Raw genomic sequence first — 19956 nt, forward strand, 5'->3', positions numbered from 1 at the left:
AAGTGGACAAATCAAATCAGTCGCTAAAAAATTTTGTGTATGCTAACTTCTGGTTACCCTAATTTTCTCTCATCACAATGAATTAGCCCTGCCTTTTTAAGGGGGTCGCCACAGGCGGGGGGATCTTATCCGAACCCTATTGACCTCCGTGGGTTTGAAGCCCTTGATTTTCTCTTAGTCCACGGAGGTGGACTTTGCTTTGTGTAGCCGCGAATTCTATTCGCCCAATACTTTTAAAACATCTTTTAAAACTTTAAATTATTACTTACGATTTTCGCGCCGCCACTTCCCCCGAACTAAGCGAATTTCATCAAAAGTATAGCTTTCGCCAAGTTGTTCTCGAATTGGCGTTAAAGAAATATCACCAAGGACTTCTAAAACTTGCCAAATTTTTTGTTGATGTTCAAGAGGTACTAACTGATTTATGTCTACAGGCTGATTTTTTTCAATCAAATCTGCCAAATGACGAATAATTGTTGTGGGGCGAATGTTGCGTTTTTTGGCAATTTCATTAACACTCAAACCTTGTTTATGTAATTGTAATGTGAATATTTCTGTGTCGGAAGGTAAGCCAACAGAGGGTGTAAAATTAACCTGTGGTGGATCTACCAAACCTTTTTCTTGGCGGTAGGCGCGAATTTCTGTGAGGAATTTATCGCCATATTGGGAAAGTTTGTGACTACCTACGCCCGAAAGTTTACCAAATTCGGTTATAGTTTTAGGTTGTACCTGTGCCATTAATTTCAAGGTAGAATCCTGAAAGACAACGTAAGGTGGAACAGACTGTTCATCAGCAAGTTGTTTACGGAGCGATCGCAACCTCTGCATTAATATTTCTGCTTCAGCAGCCTTCTCACTCCCTTCTTCCCAAGTAACCTTCTGTGCTACGGGAACAACAAGGGAAACTGTACGCTGTCGCCGCATCACTTCCCAACTAAGGGGGTTAAGTTTCAAAACTGAGTAACCATCGCTAGTCTGTTCTAGCAACCCTTGATGTAAAAGCGATCGCCCCAACATTCGCCATTCATCTACACTCTTATCTTTGCCAATACCGTAAGTGGAAAGTTTATCGTGTTCGTACTGGATAATTTTGTCTTTTTTTGCCCCCCGCAACACATCAATAATGTGCAGCATCCCAAATCTTTCTTTACAACGCGCCACACAGGATAAAAACTTCATGGCTTCAATTGTCCAGTCTTCCATTGGTTTGGGATGACGGCAATTATCGCAGTTACCGCAATTACCAAGAAAACGTTCCCCAAAATAACCTAGTTGAATTGTTCGCCGACAAACAGTACCTTCAGCATAGTCAATTACTTGACGCAGTTGTTGTTTAGCAATCAACTGTTCTTGGGTGTCAGTTTTTTGATTAATACTCCATTCAATGGTTTTAATATCACTGAAACTGAAAAAAAGCGTACAACGTGAAGGTTCATTATCCCTTCCTGCCCTACCTGATTCTTGATAATAACTTTCTAAATTACGCGGTAAATCAAAGTGAATTACTAATCGCACATCTGGCTTATTAATTCCCATTCCAAAGGCAATTGTTGCCACAATGACGCGCACATCATCCCGAATAAATCGAGTTTGATTGCTGCTACGTTCTTCATCAGTTAATCCAGCATGATAAGATAAGGCAGAAATTTTATCATTTTGCAATTTAAAGGTGAGTTCATCAACTTTTTTGCGCGTTAGGCAATAAATAATTGCTGAACCTTCATTTTCTCGAATAAGTTCTAATAATTCAGTATACGCAGACTTGGTTTTAGAACGGACTTCGTAATAAAGGTTTTGGCGGTTAAAGCTTGCAATGTGGATACTTGGTTGTTTTAGCCCTAGTTGTTGAATGATATCAGCACGGACGCGATCGGTTGCTGTGGCGGTGAGGGCGAGGGTAGGGACATCAGGATAGCGTTTCCGCAGAGATTTCATTTGGCGGTATTCTGGACGGAAGTCGTGTCCCCACTCAGAGACGCAGTGGGCTTCGTCAATGGCAAAAGCCGCAATGCCAATTTTTTCTTTGACTAAATCGAGAAATGGGAGAAATCTTTCACTCAACAGGCGTTCTGGGGCGACGTAAAGTAGTCTAACTTTACCACTAAGGATAGCTTCTTCCCGCGATCGCACTTTGTACGGATTCAGACTACTATTCAAAAATGTGGCAGCAATATTATTATTTTGCAGTCCTTCCACTTGGTCTTGCATCAAAGCGATTAATGGCGACACCACCACCGTTAAACCTTTTTTAATTAATGCAGGTAACTGAAAACACAGAGATTTTCCTCCACCCGTAGGCATCACAATCAATAAATCTCGATTTTGCAGCGCATCTTCGATAATTTGCCGTTGTCCGGGGCGGAATCTGTCGTAACCGAAGTGATATTTTAGCGCTTGTTCGAGATTGGGGTACTGAAGCATAGCGATCGCTTTTTCGGGGGCTGTCTGCGTGAGTAGTTATTGAAGATATCAGGATTTTAACTCACATCACCAGCAGCTTTGGTCAGGACTGCGTTTCTGGAATGTGTAAGCGCAGACCGCACTTCTCTACGAGACGCTCTTGCTAGCTTGCTTCCACGTTCGCGTAGCGTGCTGTAGGCAAGTGGTATGACATACTTCGACTGCGCTCAGTACAAGAAGCTCAGTGACCACCGCAGGCATCGCACTAAGCAATCATCGTATATGAGACTGGGCTTTCTCTAACGGCTCTTAACTTTAGACAGTGACAAAATTGAAGATTATGTTTTTACATATTTTGGATGTTCCCGTCAGCATCTACCTAACCGAGGATTTGTAGTTATTCCTTTGCCTTGATGCCCTAGCTGGGTACATTTTAACTGTAATTCTAAAGCATCAATTTTTCGTAAAAGTGACACTCCCCACACTATAGAAATCACCAACTTGATTGTCATACCCACAAGCAAAAGTGTCACTATTGTAGCAGTTTTTTTTTGTTGAATCAGCCTTTTTTGTTGTTCTGCAAGTCGTGCATCAATTTCTTTGGTACGTTCGGCTTCTAATGCGTGCTGCATTTCTTGTCGATCTAATTCTTCACTAGCAGCTAAAAATCGATAATCTAAGTTACTCAAGCTTTTGCCATTTGCCCAAGTTTGAGCATCAATCAAGGCTTGTCCCCGCAATAGGCGAGATTCATCTTCTTCCTTTGAGGCTATCCATGCATTGAAGGTTTCGTAGTAGGGGCGCAAGTAAGCTAATTTTTTTCCAACCCATTCTAAATTGAAAACTTCTTGATAAATTCGGTTTTTGATTTGGAGAAAACCTTGCTTTTTGATTACTAAACCAGACAGCAACAGTTCTACCTGTTCTTGACTATCGTCGGCTGGGACTTTCACTCCTTGGAGAATTTGTTGATAAATTCCCAGCAATCTGGCGGCAATTTGTTCGTTTCCCAGGATGCGATCGCGAATTGTCCGTAAATGTTCCGGTTCATCTTGTGATTCCCATTTTTCGATTATCTGCGATCGCACCACATTTTCTATCCAAAATTCTTCTGCACCAGGGGGAATTTTTAGCTTTCTACTCACATCATTTGGAGATAAACTGACAAGTAGCCGACACAGCTTTTGAGTAAGAAATGGTTGTCCTTCTGTCCAAGCTAATACTTCTTTCAAAACTTTTTGGGGCTGATTATCTTTAATATTCAATCCCAAAGATAAGGGTTGAGCTTCTTGAAATGTAAAACCATTGACTTGGATGGCTTTACCAATATTAAACGGGGTAGTATTATGTCGATATCGAATTAAGTCTGAAGGTGTCGCAACACCAAAAATTGCAAATGTAATCCGATGATACTCTGGATCAATTGCTCGTTGGTTATAACAGAAGCGAATCAAGCTAAAAAAGTCATCAACAGAGAAATCTAGGCTGAGAATACTGTCAATTTCATCAATAAAAATAAATAGTCTTTCGTTAGGAAACTGATTTAACAGAATTTCTGAAATAAATCGACTGACTTTCTGAACTAAAGAAATATCATTTTGTTCTTGCCACCAGGTTTTTAAATTGACTTTACCTAACAGTTTAAAGCCTAACCATAAATCACCTACTACTCCCTTATACCACTGTTCTGGAGTTATATTGTCACAACCGATATTAGTCATATCAACGGTGGCACATTTAAAACCCTCTTGTTGGAAGCGATGCTTTGTTTTTACCATAAGTGAGGATTTGCCCATTTGCCTACTGCTGAGGATGTAGCAAAATTCTCCCTGCTTTAAAGCTTCGTAAAGTTCCACATCCGCTCTGCGCTCAACATAGCTAGGAGCGTCAGTTGTCAGGGTTCCACCAACTTGGTATCGATAATTGTTCATTTGATTTAAAATTTTAAACTAATTCTCATTTTTAATAACTGAATTTGCATAGATATAAGTGATTTAATTCATATTAAGAACGAGAAGAAGTATTTTAATTATTTGTGTTTCAACAGTTTACCATAACTCATATGACCCTGAGCGTTTTAGTTGTTGGCTAAAATAAAAGCGGTATAACTCACACATTGTGTGAGCTTGATTGCCGTTTAATTGAACCAAACCCATACTTTCTAGTTTATAAGCAGCGATCGCATCTAGCTCCACTTTTTCATCTGTGGCAATTACCTTTTCCATAGCTGACATTAATTCTGGTTCTTTTTGGAGTAAGCTCAACAGTTCTCGTAAATGCTGACTGTAAATTCCCACTTGTGTAGATGCGCTTTCTAGTAACACCTCTAATGTTATTTCTTCGTGACATAAATGATAAAGCGCAAGGCTTACCAAATAGGGATGTCCTCCTACCATTGATTGTAAGGGTACAAGGCGTTTTGCCCCTTCGGAGTCTGCTGCCCAATGTAGCCCGTAAGCTAATGCTAAATTCTGTACCTGATTGAGGGTAAACGGCGGCAACGTAATTGTTATTCCGACATTGAAAGGTGATTGGTTTAGCTTGAGTGGAATATAAATTTCTGTGGTGTGAACTACCACCATTCGGAGTTTTTGCCAGATTTGATCCTGCTTTGCTTGTTCGTGCCAAAATCGCAGCATTGGCAGAAAGTCTTGGGCAATATTGGGATGTTCAAAAACTCGATGGACTTCATTCAAAGCCAAAACTACAGGACTTTGCTCAATGTATTGCAGCAGATATGCTTCAAAATAGATTTTGCAGCTTACCTTGCTGCCCATTTCTGTATCCCAAAAATCATCTAGAGAGGGAAAGAGATTTAATTGCCTGCTGACATTGATACAAAACCAACGCAAAAATTTATCCAGAGAAGCAAAAATATCTTCGTCAGCTTCTTGAAAATCCAAATAGACAATTTGATAACCTTGTTCTTTAGCATAAGCAATCATCCGGTTCAGCAAAGAACTTTTTCCTGTTTTTCTAGGTGCTTTGATTCGGATTAAGCAACCAGGGTGTAAAATCTCGTTATAAACAAGTTCTTCCAAGGGAGGACGATTGATATAAAGAGGAGAACCGAGTGGTACAGGCCCGCTAGGAAATTCGATCTTACTTGCTAAAAACAAGTTTGGAGAAACCATTTCTAAGCTAGATTCTTCGTCCAACTTTTCTTGGCTGTGATTCTCCTGATTGCCTATTTTCTCTTGCAGGTATTTCTCCAAGGCCAAATGTAGATTTTTTTTCGTTATTTTTTTTCCAAGTGCAACAGAAAGGTCTTGCCACAACTCAGAGCCAACTTCTTTGATGTAATTGTTGCGGTAGCCTGATACCTCTGCCATTTCCTCATAAGTTTTACCCAACCACGATTGAGAAAGCACAAACCATTGAATGGAAGCAAGAGGCTTGTCTTGCAAAATTCTTTCTACTGCTTGCAGAATATCTTCCACGGATATTAAAGGTTAAACAGTTACTAAATGTATTTATTTACTTTAGTCTAGTAATAATATACAACTGAATAAATATTTAAAAAAAGAAAAATTAGCAGTACGGATACATTTTTTTACTCCATAATTAATTTGCAAATAAAGAAAATTCTTGGTGTGATACTTCAGAGTCGCAAAAGTGGATTTTAGTGGGAAGAGTTAACCGCTACAAATAGTCTTTTTCCCAAGGATTACAGATGAAAGTAACTCATGGAACATGATTTTTTGTAAAAGCGACACTACAGCTACTTCTACGTTCCTAACAAATAGACAAATGAGGATTCACAGACATTACTTCTTCAGTGCCAGAGTCAAGCCATCTGCGATCGCTACTAAACTAAGACTAACTCTTTGGTCTTGATGCAGCTTTTGATTAAAGGCACGAATCTTTTTAGTTCTATTATCTTGCACTTGGGGGTCGGCAACTTTACCTGACCAGAGGACATTATCGATCGCAATCAGTCCTCCCGGGCGCACTAATTGTAGCGATCGCTCATAATAACCATTATAGTTGCTCTTATCTGCATCGATGAAAGCAAAATCAAAGGTTTCCGCTTCTTTGGTTACCAGTAGCCGATTCAAAGTCTCCAAAGCTGGGGCAATGTGCAGTTGAATTTTATCTGCCACACCTGCTTGCTGCCAATAGCGCCGAGCGATCGTTGTAAATTCATCACTCACATCACAGGCTACCACCTTACCGTCCCTCGGTAGTGCCAATGCCACCACCAGAGAACTATAACCTGTAAATACTCCAATTTCCAAAGTTTTCTTAGCTCCCAACAACTGCACCAATAACGCCAAAAATTGCCCCTGTTCGGGAGCAATCTGCATTCTCCCTATTGGATACTGGGCTGTTTCCTGTCTTAGTTGGGTTAAAATCTCTGGTTCTCGCAAAGAGACTGATAGTAAATAGTCATAGAGGTTTTGTTCGAGTCCGAGTGTTTTAGTTGTCATAACCTGCATTCCTTTTTTGCATAAATTTACCAGCAAAATACTCAACTCAGAACTTGCACCAGTCCCCACGACCATTCGTGAGAGGTTAAGATAAAATCATTTTTGTCAATTAGTAATCATGCTGAAAGTTTACTGAAATAGTAAGTATTCAATTAATCTTTGTACTGCATTAGAAGGCAAGAATGAATGATGCTTTTAAATGCCAAGTAAATACCAAGCGATCGCTAGCCCAAAAATTCTGTTGATTAGCCCCATTTTTCCAATAATTTTAAGTACTATTACTTATTGACAAAAGCTCTCTAGTCTTAACCTCTCACTGATGCCCCACGACTGTCTCAGAATGAATTTTGAGGCTTATAGCTAAAGTTTTCTAAAGAAGACTAAGCAAAGATTGTAGTTCACGCTTAGTGGACTTGGGCTATTGGTCTAAAAATTTATTCTCAGGCGAGATAGGCAGGTGCAAGATATAACTCAATCCACTGCTTAATATTGATTAAATATATTCAACCTATCGTTTGGAATAACACTCGACTGTTGTGTAAGAACTTTATAGCTGAACTTTGATGGCCCAGAGGTTTTTGTAATGCCTATTGATTTATTGAACCGCAAAAAAACTCATTTTGTCTTGTGGCGTCCCGGTGCTTCAGAACTAGCTCCCACTCTTTACATTGGCACCACTGCTCCCGAAAACCCAGACAGATTAGCTCAATTTAGAGAAATTCCCCTTCGTCAATCAACAGAATTTCCAGAATTGTGGGAAGTTTCGGCTCAAGAATCTGGTTTGACTGAAGGACAGGTCTACTTTTACTGGTTTAAAGTCCGCAACTCAGACCCTTACGACTCTGCCAATGCTAACCAAATTCTCTACTGTACAGATCCAACAGCAACAACTGTGGATCGACGCTTACGTGCACCAATGCCGTCAGAATCGAGAGGTGTTGCTAGCTTTGATCCAGCAAGCGTCGTACTTTATCAAAATGGGACGCTGATTCCCTGTGATCCCCAAGGGCAAACTGTAAATTGGGAAGATGATGCTCCTTTAGAAACGCTGCCAACCAATAATCAACTGGTGATTTATGAATTACCAACTCGTTGGACAAAGATTAACTTAAATGGATTGATTGAAGAAGGAATCGGCACATTTCGTGATGTACTGGCACTGTTGATACCAGAAGCGATCGCTCCTACTTTTCCCATAGTCAGCGCCTTTAATAACCGCGCCCATCTTGTGGAACTGGGAATCAACGCCCTAGAACTTCTGCCACCAGAAGACAGTGATGATGATCTCAATTGGGGCTATGGTACAGCAAATTATTTTGCAGCAGATTTTGACTTAGGACGCCCAGATAGACTGTCAGCACCTACTGCTTCGACTGATTTAGCTAATCTGATCAAAGTTTGCCATCAGCAAGGGTTGCGCTTTTTTGTGGATGTGGTGATGGCATTCTCGCGGAATAATCCTTACCATAACGTTAATTTTTTGGAATTATACATCAAATGGGCCAGTGGTGATCCAGAACAAGGGTCAAGAGATGGCTTTGGTGGGGATTTATTTAAGTACAACTATTGGGTAGAGGGCTATAACCCGATTACTGGGCAAAAGTCATGGCTTGTCCCAGCCCGTGAATACTTAAAAGCCCATATTGCCCACTGGTTGGAATACTATCGAGTTGATGGTCTGCGGTTGGATAGCGTCAACAATATTGCCAACTATGACTTTTTGCAGGAATTTAAAGATTTTGCCCGTACCCTTTGGGACAAAAGAGGCGGAACCGACAATCGCTTCCTCGTAGTTGGCGAAGAGTTGAGTGTACCCCTATCTCTGATCCAACAAAATCGTCTGGATGGACTTTGGAATGAAAAGTTCAAGCAAATCATCCGACAGGTGATTTTAGGTAAGAATGCTTGGGATGAATCCAGCTTTGAGTGGAGTATCCGCAAACTAATTGATTGCCGAAACTTAGGCTTTACAGATGGTTCTCAGGCGGTAAATTATATAACTTCTCATGATGTTGGCGGTTATGGTAACGAGCGTTTCTTCAGCTACCTTGTTAGTAATAGAATTGCTCATACAGAACCGCGCATTAAGTTGGCATTTGTCTGCTTGCTTACCTCTGTAGGAATTCCCATGATTCTTGCTGGAGAGGAATTTGCCGATCAGCAGGATTTGCCTACAACAGATGATCATAAGCAGATTGACCCAGTTAACTACAGCCGTGTGAAAGATGATTGGCGGCAACGCATTTTCCAATACGTTGCCAGGTTGGTTCGCTTGCGTAAAACTTATGCTGCCTTAGCTGTAAATGATACTCAATTTATTCATGTTGACTTTAATGATGGTAAACGAGTTTTAGTCTGGCAGCGTGGTAATAAAGCCGATCAATTAGTAGTTGTAGTGGCGAACTTCTCTGACTACGGCACTCCTGTTGGATCTGAGTACAGAGTCCCGAATTGGCCTGCAACCCCAGTTGGCAAGCAGTGGCAGGAAATTACTCAAGAGCGGATAGTTCCATCCGAATGGGTCGGCACAGAGGGGATCTTCCCTTGGGAAGCTAAAGTGTACGCTTTAGTTTAGGACTAGCCCTTTCAAGGTGACTGGTAAAATCTCTTTTTTTCTCTGTGCCATGGACACTTTGCTCAAGTCAGGAAACCCGCCCACATCTGTGCGGTTAAAAAGTATTTTATTTAATTTTATTAGGCAGAAATAACACTGACTTAAGAGGTTAAAGAGAGTTTATTGAGCAAAAATTTTACCCACATTGAAAGGGCTAGTCTTATTATGCAAGAAACCAGCACACAGACATTCTATATATGTAGAGATATTGCATACCAAGCCTTTGCTTGAGTTACTTGCCTAAACCCTTCTAGAATAAAAACTATTGTAGGGAAATTTTATTACTAAACTTGTTTTTATTCTGGGAGGTATAATGAGCCGTCCAATAATTCTTGGTATTGTAGGCGACAGCGCTGCTGGGAAAACAACACTAACGCGAGGAATCGCCCAGGTACTCGGCCCAGAAAATGTTACGTTGATATGCACAGATGATTATCACCGTTACGATCGCCGACAACGTGCAGAAATTGGCATCACCGCTCTCCACCCAGACTGCAACCACTTAGATATAATGCAGCAACACTTGTCGTTGCTACGCACAGGACAACCAATTCTTAAACCAGTTTACAGCCATAAAACCGGCACATTCGAGCCACCGCAGTATATCAAGCCGAATAAATTCGTGATTATTGAGGGATTACTCGGTTATTCTACCCGTGCTGCCCGTGATTCTTACGACGTGAAAGTTTACCTTGCACCACCTGAAGAACTACGTAGTAAGTGGAAAGTCAAACGGGATACCCAAAAGCGCGGCTACACAGCTGAACAGGTACTAGCAGAATTAGAAAAACGCGAACCAGATTCAGCAGATTTTATCCGTCCGCAGCGACAATGGTCTGATATAGTAATCAGTTTCTACCCACCCATCGGCGAAGATGATGAAACTAATGGACATTTAAATGTGCGTTTGGTACTACGTCCGACAATTCCCCACCCAGATTTTACGCCGATTATCAGCTCTACCTATGGTAATTCTGACTCAGCGATCCGCCTGGGGCTAGACAGGGATATGAGTAAGCCGGTGGATGTCTTAGAAGTTGATGGCCATGCAACCTTAGAACAGGTGAATAAGCTAGAGCATATTATTTGTTCTGATATGCCCCATTTACGAAGTATTTGCGATCGCGAAAGTAATCCCGAACTGGGTAAAATTGCTGGTACAACTGGAGAAACACTGCAAAGTTATCCTCTGGCTCTAACTCAATTAATAATTACCTACCACATGCTCAAAGCAACGCAAATTCATCAATAACTGGGATAGGCAGTGGGGAGTGGGGAGTAGCTCTCTTACACCTGGCATCGGTTGACCTTTTGCTATCTGTTCGGAATTATCATGCGTATTTTTATATACATTATAGATAGAGAATATACATAAATAGAGAAAATTTCCCAAGGTTAAAGATTTTCTCAAAGAAAGATGATTTTGAGAGCAAACAAGGGATAAATAAAGATAGTTCCATCTTTGATGACTATTCTCTGAGTTTTCTATGACCTATTGCCTCAGAATTGCCGACCTACCTACAAATGAGCGTCCGCGTGAACGATTAATGACGCATGGTGCCAAAATTTTAGCCACAGCAGAGTTAATCGCAATTCTTCTAGGCACAGGTCAAGGCCCAGGAAAACTTTCTGCTGTGGGTTTGGGACAATATATTTTGAGCGAATTAGGCAAACACCAACGCGATCCTTTGGTAGTTCTGCGAGAAGTTAGCCCTGCTGAGTTGATGCAAATTTCTGGTGTTGGCCCGGCCAAGGCGACAAGTATTTTAGCAGCAATTGAATTGGGTAAACGCGCCTTTCAATCTCGGCCTAATGACGGCACATTAATTGATAGCCCACTTGCTGCTGCTGCTACCCTCAGTCAAGATTTAATGTGGCAAATACAAGAACGTTTTGCAGTGGTGCTATTAGATGTTAAGAATCGCTTATTGGGTACGCAAGTAATTACCATTGGCACAGCAACCGAAACCCTAGCCTCTCCCCGTGATATTTTTCGAGAAGTTATTCGTCAAGGAGCAACGCGGGTAATAGTTGCCCACAACCATCCTTCTGGCAACCTTGAACCCAGCCAAGAAGATATAGAATTGACGCGTCACTTGTTAGCAGGAGCGCAGCTTTTGGGCATTCCGGTACTAGATCATCTGATTTTAGGTAATGGCAATCATCAGAGTTTACGCGAACTGACAACCTTGTGGGATGAGCATCCACAGGGGGATTAAGATAATTTGTAATTACGTTTTGTGACGGGGACTTAGATTTAACGTGAGTTTGATGGCGATCGCAGGTGATGACGATTATGGTAGCTTTCCACGGCAGTGGCTATAGAACTTTTAACGAATTTTAAGGGTTTAAGTCCCCTGTCTCTACAGGCAGCGCGTATGTTAATCGGGGTTTAAATCCCCGTGACAAAATGTAATTGCGTAAAGCCTGCGGCATAGCTGCGCTTAGAGCGCAGCGTTAGCGAGGTAGGAGCGTCATTGCGAACTTGTACTGAGCTTGTCCTCTTAGTAGCCGTAAAGCCTGCGGCATAGCTACGCTTAGGGCGTAGCCTAAGAAGAGAAGTATTGCGTTAGCGAAGCGGGGCGTAGCAAGAGTGCGAATTGGTTTAATGTTGGGTTGAAGACAAAGGATAGGATACATGTAGACAGTATATGTACTTAGCTGCAAGTTCAACCAATATCGTCGTCTCAGCAAGGATTATGAACAACTGACATCAAATGAGCGAGGCTGCTATCTATGCTGTTATGACACGGATTATGTTACGTCGTCTAGCTACCTAAAGATTTACTTTATAAATGGTCTGTTAGTGAGAAATGGGTTACTATCGGCAACCCCTTTCTCACCATAATGATTCTTCTTGTTAAAAAAATATTATCTGTTGTTTCTTTTATCCGGCTGAAACTGCGGTTGAGGTAAGGTTAGGGCTTTGCTGTTTCAGAAGTTCCACGACCTTTTCAGCAACACCCTTTGCTGAGGCTGGGTTTTGTCCAGTAACCAAGCGATCGCTCACCACACTTTTTGCCTGAAAGTTCGGTGCTTTCTCTACTGTTGCACCCCGCTCAATCAACTTTGCTTCTAATAGAAAGGGTACAATATCGGTTAATCCTGCTGCTGCTTCTTCTTCGTTAGTGAAGACAGACACTTTCTTTCCGGCTACTAAATACTCATTGTTTGAAAGTCGGATGTTGACCAACCCAGCAGGGCCATGACACACCGCAGAAACTATACCACCTCTTTCGTAGATGCTTGCTGCAATGCTAGCCAACTGAGAATTGTCTGAAAAATCCCACATCGTGCCATGTCCACCCGCATAGAAAATTGCATTATATGCTGATGGGTCAACCTCTGTTGGCTGTAAAGTTTTCTCCACCTGTGCCATCTTCTCAGGGTTGTTAAGAAACGCAGCGTTCGCTGGATCATTGAGATCAATCCCAATCATAGGTGCTTTCCCACCTTTGGGACTGACGTAATCAACACTTAAGCCAGCTCGCTCGAAGACCTCGACTGGGTGGCTTACTTCTGGCAAATAGTATCCAGTTTCTTTGCCTGTGTTCCCCAAGGTGTCATGGCTCGTTAAAACAACTAGAACTTTCTGAGACATAAAGTTATTTTCCATTATTAAATCAAAGATTGGCATCAGATAAACCCTCAAAGAGTTTGTGTTTACCTGATATAAGACTCCTATGTGATTTTTGAAAAACCATGAAAGCTAAGAGCTTACCGTATATAAGGTTTAGTTCTCAGTATATTCAGCAAAAATCAAGTTGGATTCCTACATCTTTATACTAACTAAAGTTGCGGGTTGTCAAAATCTGGGTGCTTTTCATATAACTCAGTACTGAGTGCTGAGTCTTGAGTGAATAAGAAATACTCAGTAGTTTTGTACTTAGTAAAAGCCCCGACGCCACTTGCTCATTTTGGCTACGAGCCAAGACCGCAGTGGCTCCTCCTTGTAGGCGGTCTTTCAACTCGCTTGCCGAAGCATCGGCTAAACGCCTCGCTAAGGCTAACGAAATTCGGCACTCTTCATGGCATGATATCAGCATCGCTTGATACTCACAATACTTAATGCGAGATTCTATGAGTAATGTATCCCGATTATCCTTAACCTCTAACTCTCAAGCTGCAACTTCTCCTTTACGGTTACTTGTATTAAGTAATGGTCATGGAGAAGATATCATTGCAGTTCGGATTATACAAGAACTCCAACGACAATCAAATGCACCAGAAATCTTTGCTTTACCTCTGGTGGGTGAAGGGCGTGCTTACCAACAGTTAAATATTCCTCTCATCGGTTCAGTCCGCATTATGCCTTCTGGCGGCTTTATTTATATGGATGGCCGCCAATTAGCACGGGATGTAAGCGGTGGCTTATTACAACTTACCTTTACCCAGATAAAAGCTATTCGCCGTTGGGTGAGTTCTCAAAAAAAATTAGGTAATAAAAGAGGGATTTTAGCGGTGGGAGATATTGTCCCACTATTGTTTGCAACTTTCAGTGGCTCTAATTACGCTTTTGTAGGTACGGCAAAATCTGAGTATCATGTGCAGGATGAAGCTGGATTATTATCACGGAAATCCAAAGGTACGCGTTGGGAAAACTTTTTCGGTTCAGTTTACCATCCTTGGGAACGTTGGTTAATGAGTCGTCGCCGTTGTAAAGCAGTGTTCCCTAGAGATGCACTAACGACGGAAATATTAAAACAATGGCCAATTCCAGCTTTTTATTTGGGTAACCCCATGATGGATGGTCTACAACCGACCTTTTCACGCCAGCAATTTTATAATCAGGATAACCAACAACAAGAGATTGTTCGGCCTTTTGTAGTGACTCTTCTTCCTGGTTCCCGTCCGCCAGAAGCATACGCCAACTGGGAAACAATGATGATTGCTGTATCTGCTTTGATGGCAAGTTTCCAGGAGCGAGATTCGATTTTCTATGCTTCTAACAGAGTGATGTTTTTAAGTGCGATCGCTGTGGGTTTAGACTCTCATATTTTATCCCAAAGTGTCCAATCCCAGGGCTGGCGAACTGAATCAGTATGTCCTATCCAAATTGCTGATCCAAATATCTTGACATTTAAGCAAAAAAATGCATATTTATTACTGACACAAAAAGCTTATAATGATTGCTTACATTTGGGAGATATAGCGATCGCTATGGCAGGTACAGCCACAGAACAGTTTATCGGTTTAGGAAAACCTGCGATCGCAATTCCCGGTAATGGGCCTCAATATAACCGTGGCTTTGCTGAAGCTCAAAGTCGTCTTCTAGGCTCATCTTTGATTTTAGTCGAGCAACCAACAGAAGTAGCGAGGGTTGTACAGTCTCTATTCAAAGATCCTGATATTTTACAAATTATTGCCGAAAATGGTCTACGACGCATGGGGAAACCCGGAGCATCACTACGTATTGCAGAGTGTTTACAAGAAAGATTTTGATTAGGAATTGGGCACTTGTACTGCCCTTCGACTACGCTCAGGAACTGCGACTTGTGCCTACTTGTACTGAGCTTGTCCTGAGTGTAGGGGAAGGGCGTAGTCGAAGTAAGCCGAGGTAAGCCGTAAAGCCTGCGGCATAGCTACGCTTAGGGCGCAGCCTAAGAAGAGAAGTATTGGGCATTGGGCATTGATCAACAATCAATAGTTCTTTTTCCCCTGCTTTTCATCTTCAGCCCTTACGCTACTAACCCAGAACGTAAAGCTCTTACAGCAGCTTGGGTACGGTCATCAGCACATAGTTTATTTAGAATATTACGAACATGGGTCTTTACAGTACCAACTGTAATGTAGAGTTTCTCGGCAATTTGCCCATTGCTACACCCAGCTACAATCAATTCTAGGATTTCTAGTTCCCGTTGAGTTAGGGGATATGTTTCCAAAACTTGTTCGTATTCTGACGCCAATGCCTCAATTTTTACAGTCTTTGGCATTTTATCAGAACCTAGGCTCTCTCCAGGAATACCTTGCCGCATTTTCCGCAATACTACATTGGCAATTGCCGGATCAATCCAAGAATTACCGCCGTGAGTCGCTTGAATCGCCTCAGTTAATTTACTGATGCTTGTTTCTTTCATGTAATAAGAATCAGCACCCGCCGCAAAGGCTGCAAGTACAGCATCCTCTGTGTGATCCATTGTCAGGATGAGAATCTTTGTTGTCGTTTGCCCAGCTTCAGCTTGATGACGTTTGAATTTCCGCGTCAGTTCAATGCCATCCATGTCAGGCAAGCCGATATCTACAACAGCTACATCTGGCTTTGCCGTTTCTAAAAGTTTTAATCCTTGGGTAGCATTTGCTGCTTCGCCAACTACTTTCAATGCGCTGTGAGCCTGTAATGCCGCTCGTAGACCCATTCGCGTTAAGTCATGATCCTCAATTAAAATAATGCTAATTTCATTCATTGCTACACTCACTCTTACGCTGTTTGCTATCTTTGAAAGTATTACTTTTTGTAGGCGCTATCTTTTATTTTCCCAAACCAAAGATAGATGATATTTCTACCACTCTGCATCCACCGATAGAAATAATAAACCTCCTATTCTTTAACATTTAGATAGAGAATAAATCTAGCTAGAGATATATAGATAGTTGCACAATAAGTATGAAAAATTGAAGCTAATGCAAAATTGCTCCTTTTATGCTAAAAATCCAGCTTTCAGTTGCCATGTTCTATTAGTTAATTACTATTATCTTGTATAAAGCTTGCAAAAATGGAAAAATTACAACAGGTAAAAATTCTCTTGCAAAAAAGTGAGCGATGGTTTCGAACGATTTTTAATCAAACCTTTGGATTCAAGGGATTGAGCCAGCTGATGAGCATCCTGATTGAAGAGAATCAGACGGCGTTAAAAGTTGGTGGAATTACTAGCAGCAAAGTAATTTATTGTACTTTATGGGAAGCTTGTTATTCTGAATTTTCACGGGATGTGGAAGACCGCGATCGCCAACAAAATACTAACACTGGTCTAGTGATCGTTAAGAAAATTATCGAAATTTCAGGAGGTAAAATTACTTCAGATTCACAAATTGGTATAAGGAGTTACTTTATTATTTACCTAGTCTAACCAATTTGATGAGTACAACTACTCAAGCTTATGGTGCATAACAATGGTATGCAACTCTCACCAATGGCTGACGACGGTCGCTTGCTGACTCAATTACAATTGTTTTAAGCTTAGTAAAGTATTTTATTTTACTTTATATTAGCTATGTTTGCTGTTTTCAGGCAAATAGTTTTCGGTTTGTTAATTACCGAAATCGACTCATAATACAAGCCTCTATATTTATTTATGGTAATTTTTAATTTTGAATTCGGAGCATTCGCACAGCGTTTCGTAAAGAAGCGACGTGACCTTCCCTAACTTTTTAGACATGATGGCAAAGCTCAACAAGTATTGAAGATTGTAAGAAATGCCTTAGTCAATCAAGTTACAGATTTTAGATATCGGAAAATCTTATATTCTAATTAGATAATCTCAAAAAAGGAATCATACATCAACCTATGTTTAGCGGCAAAAATAAAAACCGATGGAAGATACGCTGAAAATTTTGGTTGTAGATGATGATGAAGTAGACCGGATGGCAGTCCGTTATGCCCTGACTAAAACAGGTATTCAAATGGAACTATCTGAAGTAGTCGATGGCAATGATATGTTTTCTATTTTAAACACTACTGACTATGATTGTGTTTTCCTCAGCGTTCGCTTACCAGATCAGGCTGGATTAACCTTAATTCAACAGCTACGTTCTTCAGAAATTAAAGTTCCTTTAGTAGTCTTAACTAGTCAAGAAGATCAACAAACTGCTGTCCAATTATTGAAAGCTGGTGCTACAGACTATCTCTCCAAGTCTAGGATATCTCCAGAAAATTTGGCACAAGTTTTGCGGAGTGCGATTCGAGTTTATCGGGCTGAAATACAGGTAGCTTTGGCAAAAGACCAGCTTAGAGAAAGTTATGAACAACTTCTTTGTAAGAATCAAGAATTGGAGAGACAACAGCAACAGCTTCAAATGCAAAACTTCAAGCTCTCAGAGGCATCAGTGCTAAAATCACATTTTTTGGCAACTATGTCCCACGAACTCAGAACGCCGATGAATGCAATTATTGGTTTTTCACAAATACTTCTGCGTCCTAAGTTCGGTCAACTAACACACCAACAAGCAGATATGGTTGAACGCATCTTGAATAATGGGAAACATTTGCTGATGCTAGTCAATGAAGTTCTTGATTTTTCCAAGCTGCAAGCAGGACGATTAGACTTAAAAGCAGAAAGATTTGATGTCTCAAAGGTAACAAATCTCGCTGTAAGTGAAATGCGTTCCCTAGCTGACGCCAAAAATTTATCATTGTTAGTGCAAATCGATTTGCAAAATCCTTTAGTATATAATGATCCAATTCGTGTCAAACAGATTTTAATTAACTTGCTCTCCAACGCCATTAAGTTCACAGAGTTTGGTGAAATTTGGGTTGAAGTTAAAGAACTACCTGCAAATCGAGTAGCAATCATTGTTCGGGATACAGGTATTGGCATAGCACCTAAAGATTTTAAACACATTTTTGAAGCATTTCGACAAGTCGATCAAACTCTTACTCGGAAATATCCAGGTACAGGTTTGGGTTTGGCAATTATAGATTCACTGGTGCGAATGATGGGCGGCAAAATATTTCTTGAGAGCAAATTAGGCATCGGTTCAATGTTTAAAATTGAATTACCGCGCCAAATCACATTATCATCTGTAGGAGATGATATACATTTACAGTTAGATAATGAACGAGTTTTTTGCTATGCTAAAAATCCACATAATTCATATTCTCAAGCTAGGCAAGCATCAATAGGATATCCTTAATTTAAATTATAAATTACTTTCAAAAAAACTGATAAAAGTTGATAAATTATGTCTATAGTTGAAAATAATAAAATTTATCGCATCCTCGCAGTTGACGATACTCCAGATAATCTCTTTTTGGTTCAAGCAATTTTAGAAAGTGAGGGGTATGAAATTCATTTAGTTTCAGATGGAATAAAAGCTTTGCAGCAAGTTGAACAATCTCCACCCGATCTGATTCTGTTAGATGTGATGATGCCAGGCATAGATGGTTATGAAGTCACACGTCGGATTCGGAATAACCCAGCAATTAGTTATATTCCAATTCTGCTGATTACAGCCTTTCATGAATCCAGCGTTGTCGAAGGTTTGGATGCTGGTGCTGACGATTTTATTCGTAAACCATTTGATACTGATGAACTATTGGCAAGGGTGCGATCACTGTTACGTCTCAAGCACAGTCTGGACGAACAGCAAAAAATGGCCCGCCAACGGGAAGACTTTGTTTCCCGTCTGACTCATGATTTGCGAACTCCCTTAGTAGCGTCCGATCGCATGTTGAATTTGTTTGAGATGGAAACATTCTGCAAAATTTCGCCGGAAATGAAACAGGCGATCGCTGTTATGATTCGCAGTAATCAAAATTTGATGGACATGGTAAACACCCTCCTTGAAGTCTATCGCTTCGAGGCAGGTAAAAAAACGTTGAACTGGGAAGAATGCGATTTACGTGAGATATCTCAAGAAGTAGTGAGTGAACTAAGTCCTCTAACTAGTGAAAAAGGTTTGACTCTGACAATAGACACCCGTGAATTAGATCCATTGGGTAAAAACGCTGGGATTGTTATGGGCGATCGCTTGGAACTACGGCGAGTGATAAACAACTTGATTGCAAATGCCATCAAATTTACAGATACAGGAGGCATCACAATCCGCATTTTTGAAAAACCACCTCATCCAGGAAATCCAGATTTGGTAACAATCGAGATTCAAGATACAGGATATGGGATTGCGCCTGAAGATCAGGCAACAATTTTTGAGCGATTTCGCCAAGGCAAAAATAAACGCTCAGGTAGTGGTTTGGGGCTACATCTATCCCACCGAATTATAGAAGGGCACGCTGGAACTATCAAGGTCACATCTGAACTAGGTAAAGGTAGTTTGTTTACTCTGCAACTACCTAAAAACATTTAACTCTTCCAGCGAGTTTTAGATTTTAGATTTTAAATTTTGGATTAAAGATTGAAGATTTAAAATTTAAAGGAGTTTTAGAGCAAGCGAATTCAACAATTATAAGTTATCAGTTATCATTTTTTATAAAATAACATCTATAAATAGACCTAGTGACAAAAAGCTACTAATACCATATGTGAAACAATATTCGTATCATTCTATGGATACTAGAAATAACTATTTTACAAAGTTATGATTCAGCCTGTTAATGCCTGAAAAACGTGTATGCGCCCTGGAATAATACCCAGGGTCTTTTTTTATTAAAACTCAGATAAGTCAAAGATAGACTCTCATCGGAATAGAGGTAAATTGACTGAAGAAGTAGGGGGAAGGGGGCTTTCTAACTGTTCAAAAGCCAAGTCCTTCTTACTCGTCTGTGGAGCTAGGCGGAACATGGGTATCAAGCCCGGTCATAAAGGATGCTTCCTCGCTCCGGCAAAGTACAAGCTC

At 40.7% G+C, this 19956-nt stretch carries 14 protein-coding genes and 1 pseudogene; 8 read left to right on the forward strand and 7 right to left on the reverse strand.

Translation table 11 applies throughout. From position 1 onward, the window contains the following. Window positions 1-261: 261 nt before the first annotated feature. The 4 genes from recQ to V7L20_RS13600 form a co-directional block, all read right to left on the reverse strand. Window positions 262-2421: a DNA helicase RecQ gene (gene recQ, locus V7L20_RS13585; protein ID WP_334744590.1), complete on the reverse strand. Its 2160-nt coding sequence runs from the start codon at window positions 2419-2421 to the stop codon at window positions 262-264. A gap of 347 nt (window positions 2422-2768) precedes the next feature. Next, a complete protein-coding gene (locus tag V7L20_RS13590; protein WP_334744591.1) occupies window positions 2769-4331 on the reverse strand; it encodes an AAA-like domain-containing protein in 1563 nt (520 codons plus the stop codon). Window positions 4332-4448: 117 nt separating this feature from the next. Then, window positions 4449-5846, reverse strand: a complete 1398-nt coding sequence (locus tag V7L20_RS13595) for an AAA-like domain-containing protein (protein ID WP_442943543.1) — start codon at window positions 5844-5846, stop codon at window positions 4449-4451. 321 nt (window positions 5847-6167) lie between these two features. Further along, entirely contained in the window at window positions 6168-6830 is a 663-nt protein-coding gene (locus V7L20_RS13600) for a class I SAM-dependent methyltransferase (protein ID WP_334744593.1), read from the reverse strand. Between the two features lie 583 nt (window positions 6831-7413). Here V7L20_RS13600 and V7L20_RS13605 point away from each other — a divergent pair. From V7L20_RS13605 to V7L20_RS13620, 4 genes and pseudogenes are all read left to right on the forward strand, one after another. Next, complete coding sequence (locus V7L20_RS13605) at window positions 7414-9405, forward strand: alpha-amylase family glycosyl hydrolase (RefSeq protein WP_334744594.1); 1992 nt, start codon at window positions 7414-7416, stop codon at window positions 9403-9405. Window positions 9406-9757: 352 nt separating this feature from the next. Then, window positions 9758-10696, forward strand: a complete 939-nt coding sequence (locus V7L20_RS13610; RefSeq protein ID WP_334744595.1) for a phosphoribulokinase — start codon at window positions 9758-9760, stop codon at window positions 10694-10696. A 235-nt stretch (window positions 10697-10931) separates the two neighbouring features. Beyond that, complete coding sequence (radC, locus tag V7L20_RS13615) at window positions 10932-11663, forward strand: RadC family protein (protein ID WP_334744596.1); 732 nt, start codon at window positions 10932-10934, stop codon at window positions 11661-11663. A 452-nt stretch (window positions 11664-12115) separates the two neighbouring features. Next, window positions 12116-12224 (forward strand): annotated as a pseudogene (locus V7L20_RS13620) (transposase); the annotation flags it as partial. Between the two features lie 107 nt (window positions 12225-12331). Here the strand turns inward: V7L20_RS13620 and V7L20_RS13625 are convergent. Continuing rightward, entirely contained in the window at window positions 12332-13045 is a 714-nt protein-coding gene (locus V7L20_RS13625) for a type 1 glutamine amidotransferase domain-containing protein (protein ID WP_334744597.1), read from the reverse strand. Between the two features lie 184 nt (window positions 13046-13229). Next, on the reverse strand, window positions 13230-13490 hold the full coding sequence (locus tag V7L20_RS13630; RefSeq protein WP_334744598.1) for a hypothetical protein: 261 nt from the start codon (window positions 13488-13490) through the stop codon (window positions 13230-13232). Window positions 13491-13524: 34 nt separating this feature from the next. Here V7L20_RS13630 and V7L20_RS13635 point away from each other — a divergent pair, with 34 nt between their 5' ends. Beyond that, complete coding sequence (locus V7L20_RS13635; RefSeq protein WP_334744599.1) at window positions 13525-14886, forward strand: lipid-A-disaccharide synthase-related protein; 1362 nt, start codon at window positions 13525-13527, stop codon at window positions 14884-14886. A gap of 236 nt (window positions 14887-15122) precedes the next feature. Here the strand turns inward: V7L20_RS13635 and V7L20_RS13640 are convergent, their stop codons facing one another. Further along, window positions 15123-15848 (reverse strand): response regulator transcription factor, encoded by a 726-nt coding sequence (locus V7L20_RS13640; protein WP_334744600.1) that lies wholly within the window; start codon window positions 15846-15848, stop codon window positions 15123-15125. Between the two features lie 309 nt (window positions 15849-16157). On the opposite strand from V7L20_RS13640, the gene V7L20_RS13645 reads away from it, so the two are divergent. From V7L20_RS13645 to V7L20_RS13655, 3 genes are all read left to right on the forward strand, one after another. Continuing rightward, window positions 16158-16511, forward strand: a complete 354-nt coding sequence (locus V7L20_RS13645; RefSeq protein ID WP_334744601.1) for a hypothetical protein — start codon at window positions 16158-16160, stop codon at window positions 16509-16511. Window positions 16512-16974: 463 nt separating this feature from the next. After that, entirely contained in the window at window positions 16975-18294 is a 1320-nt protein-coding gene (locus tag V7L20_RS13650) for an ATP-binding response regulator (RefSeq protein WP_334744602.1), read from the forward strand. Window positions 18295-18342: 48 nt separating this feature from the next. Beyond that, window positions 18343-19467: a hybrid sensor histidine kinase/response regulator gene (locus tag V7L20_RS13655; RefSeq protein ID WP_334744603.1), complete on the forward strand. Its 1125-nt coding sequence runs from the start codon at window positions 18343-18345 to the stop codon at window positions 19465-19467. Window positions 19468-19956 lie beyond the last annotated feature (489 nt).

The sequence above is a fragment of the Nostoc sp. genome, from assembly GCF_036916735.1.
GTDB lineage: Bacteria > Cyanobacteriota > Cyanobacteriia > Cyanobacteriales > Nostocaceae > Nostoc.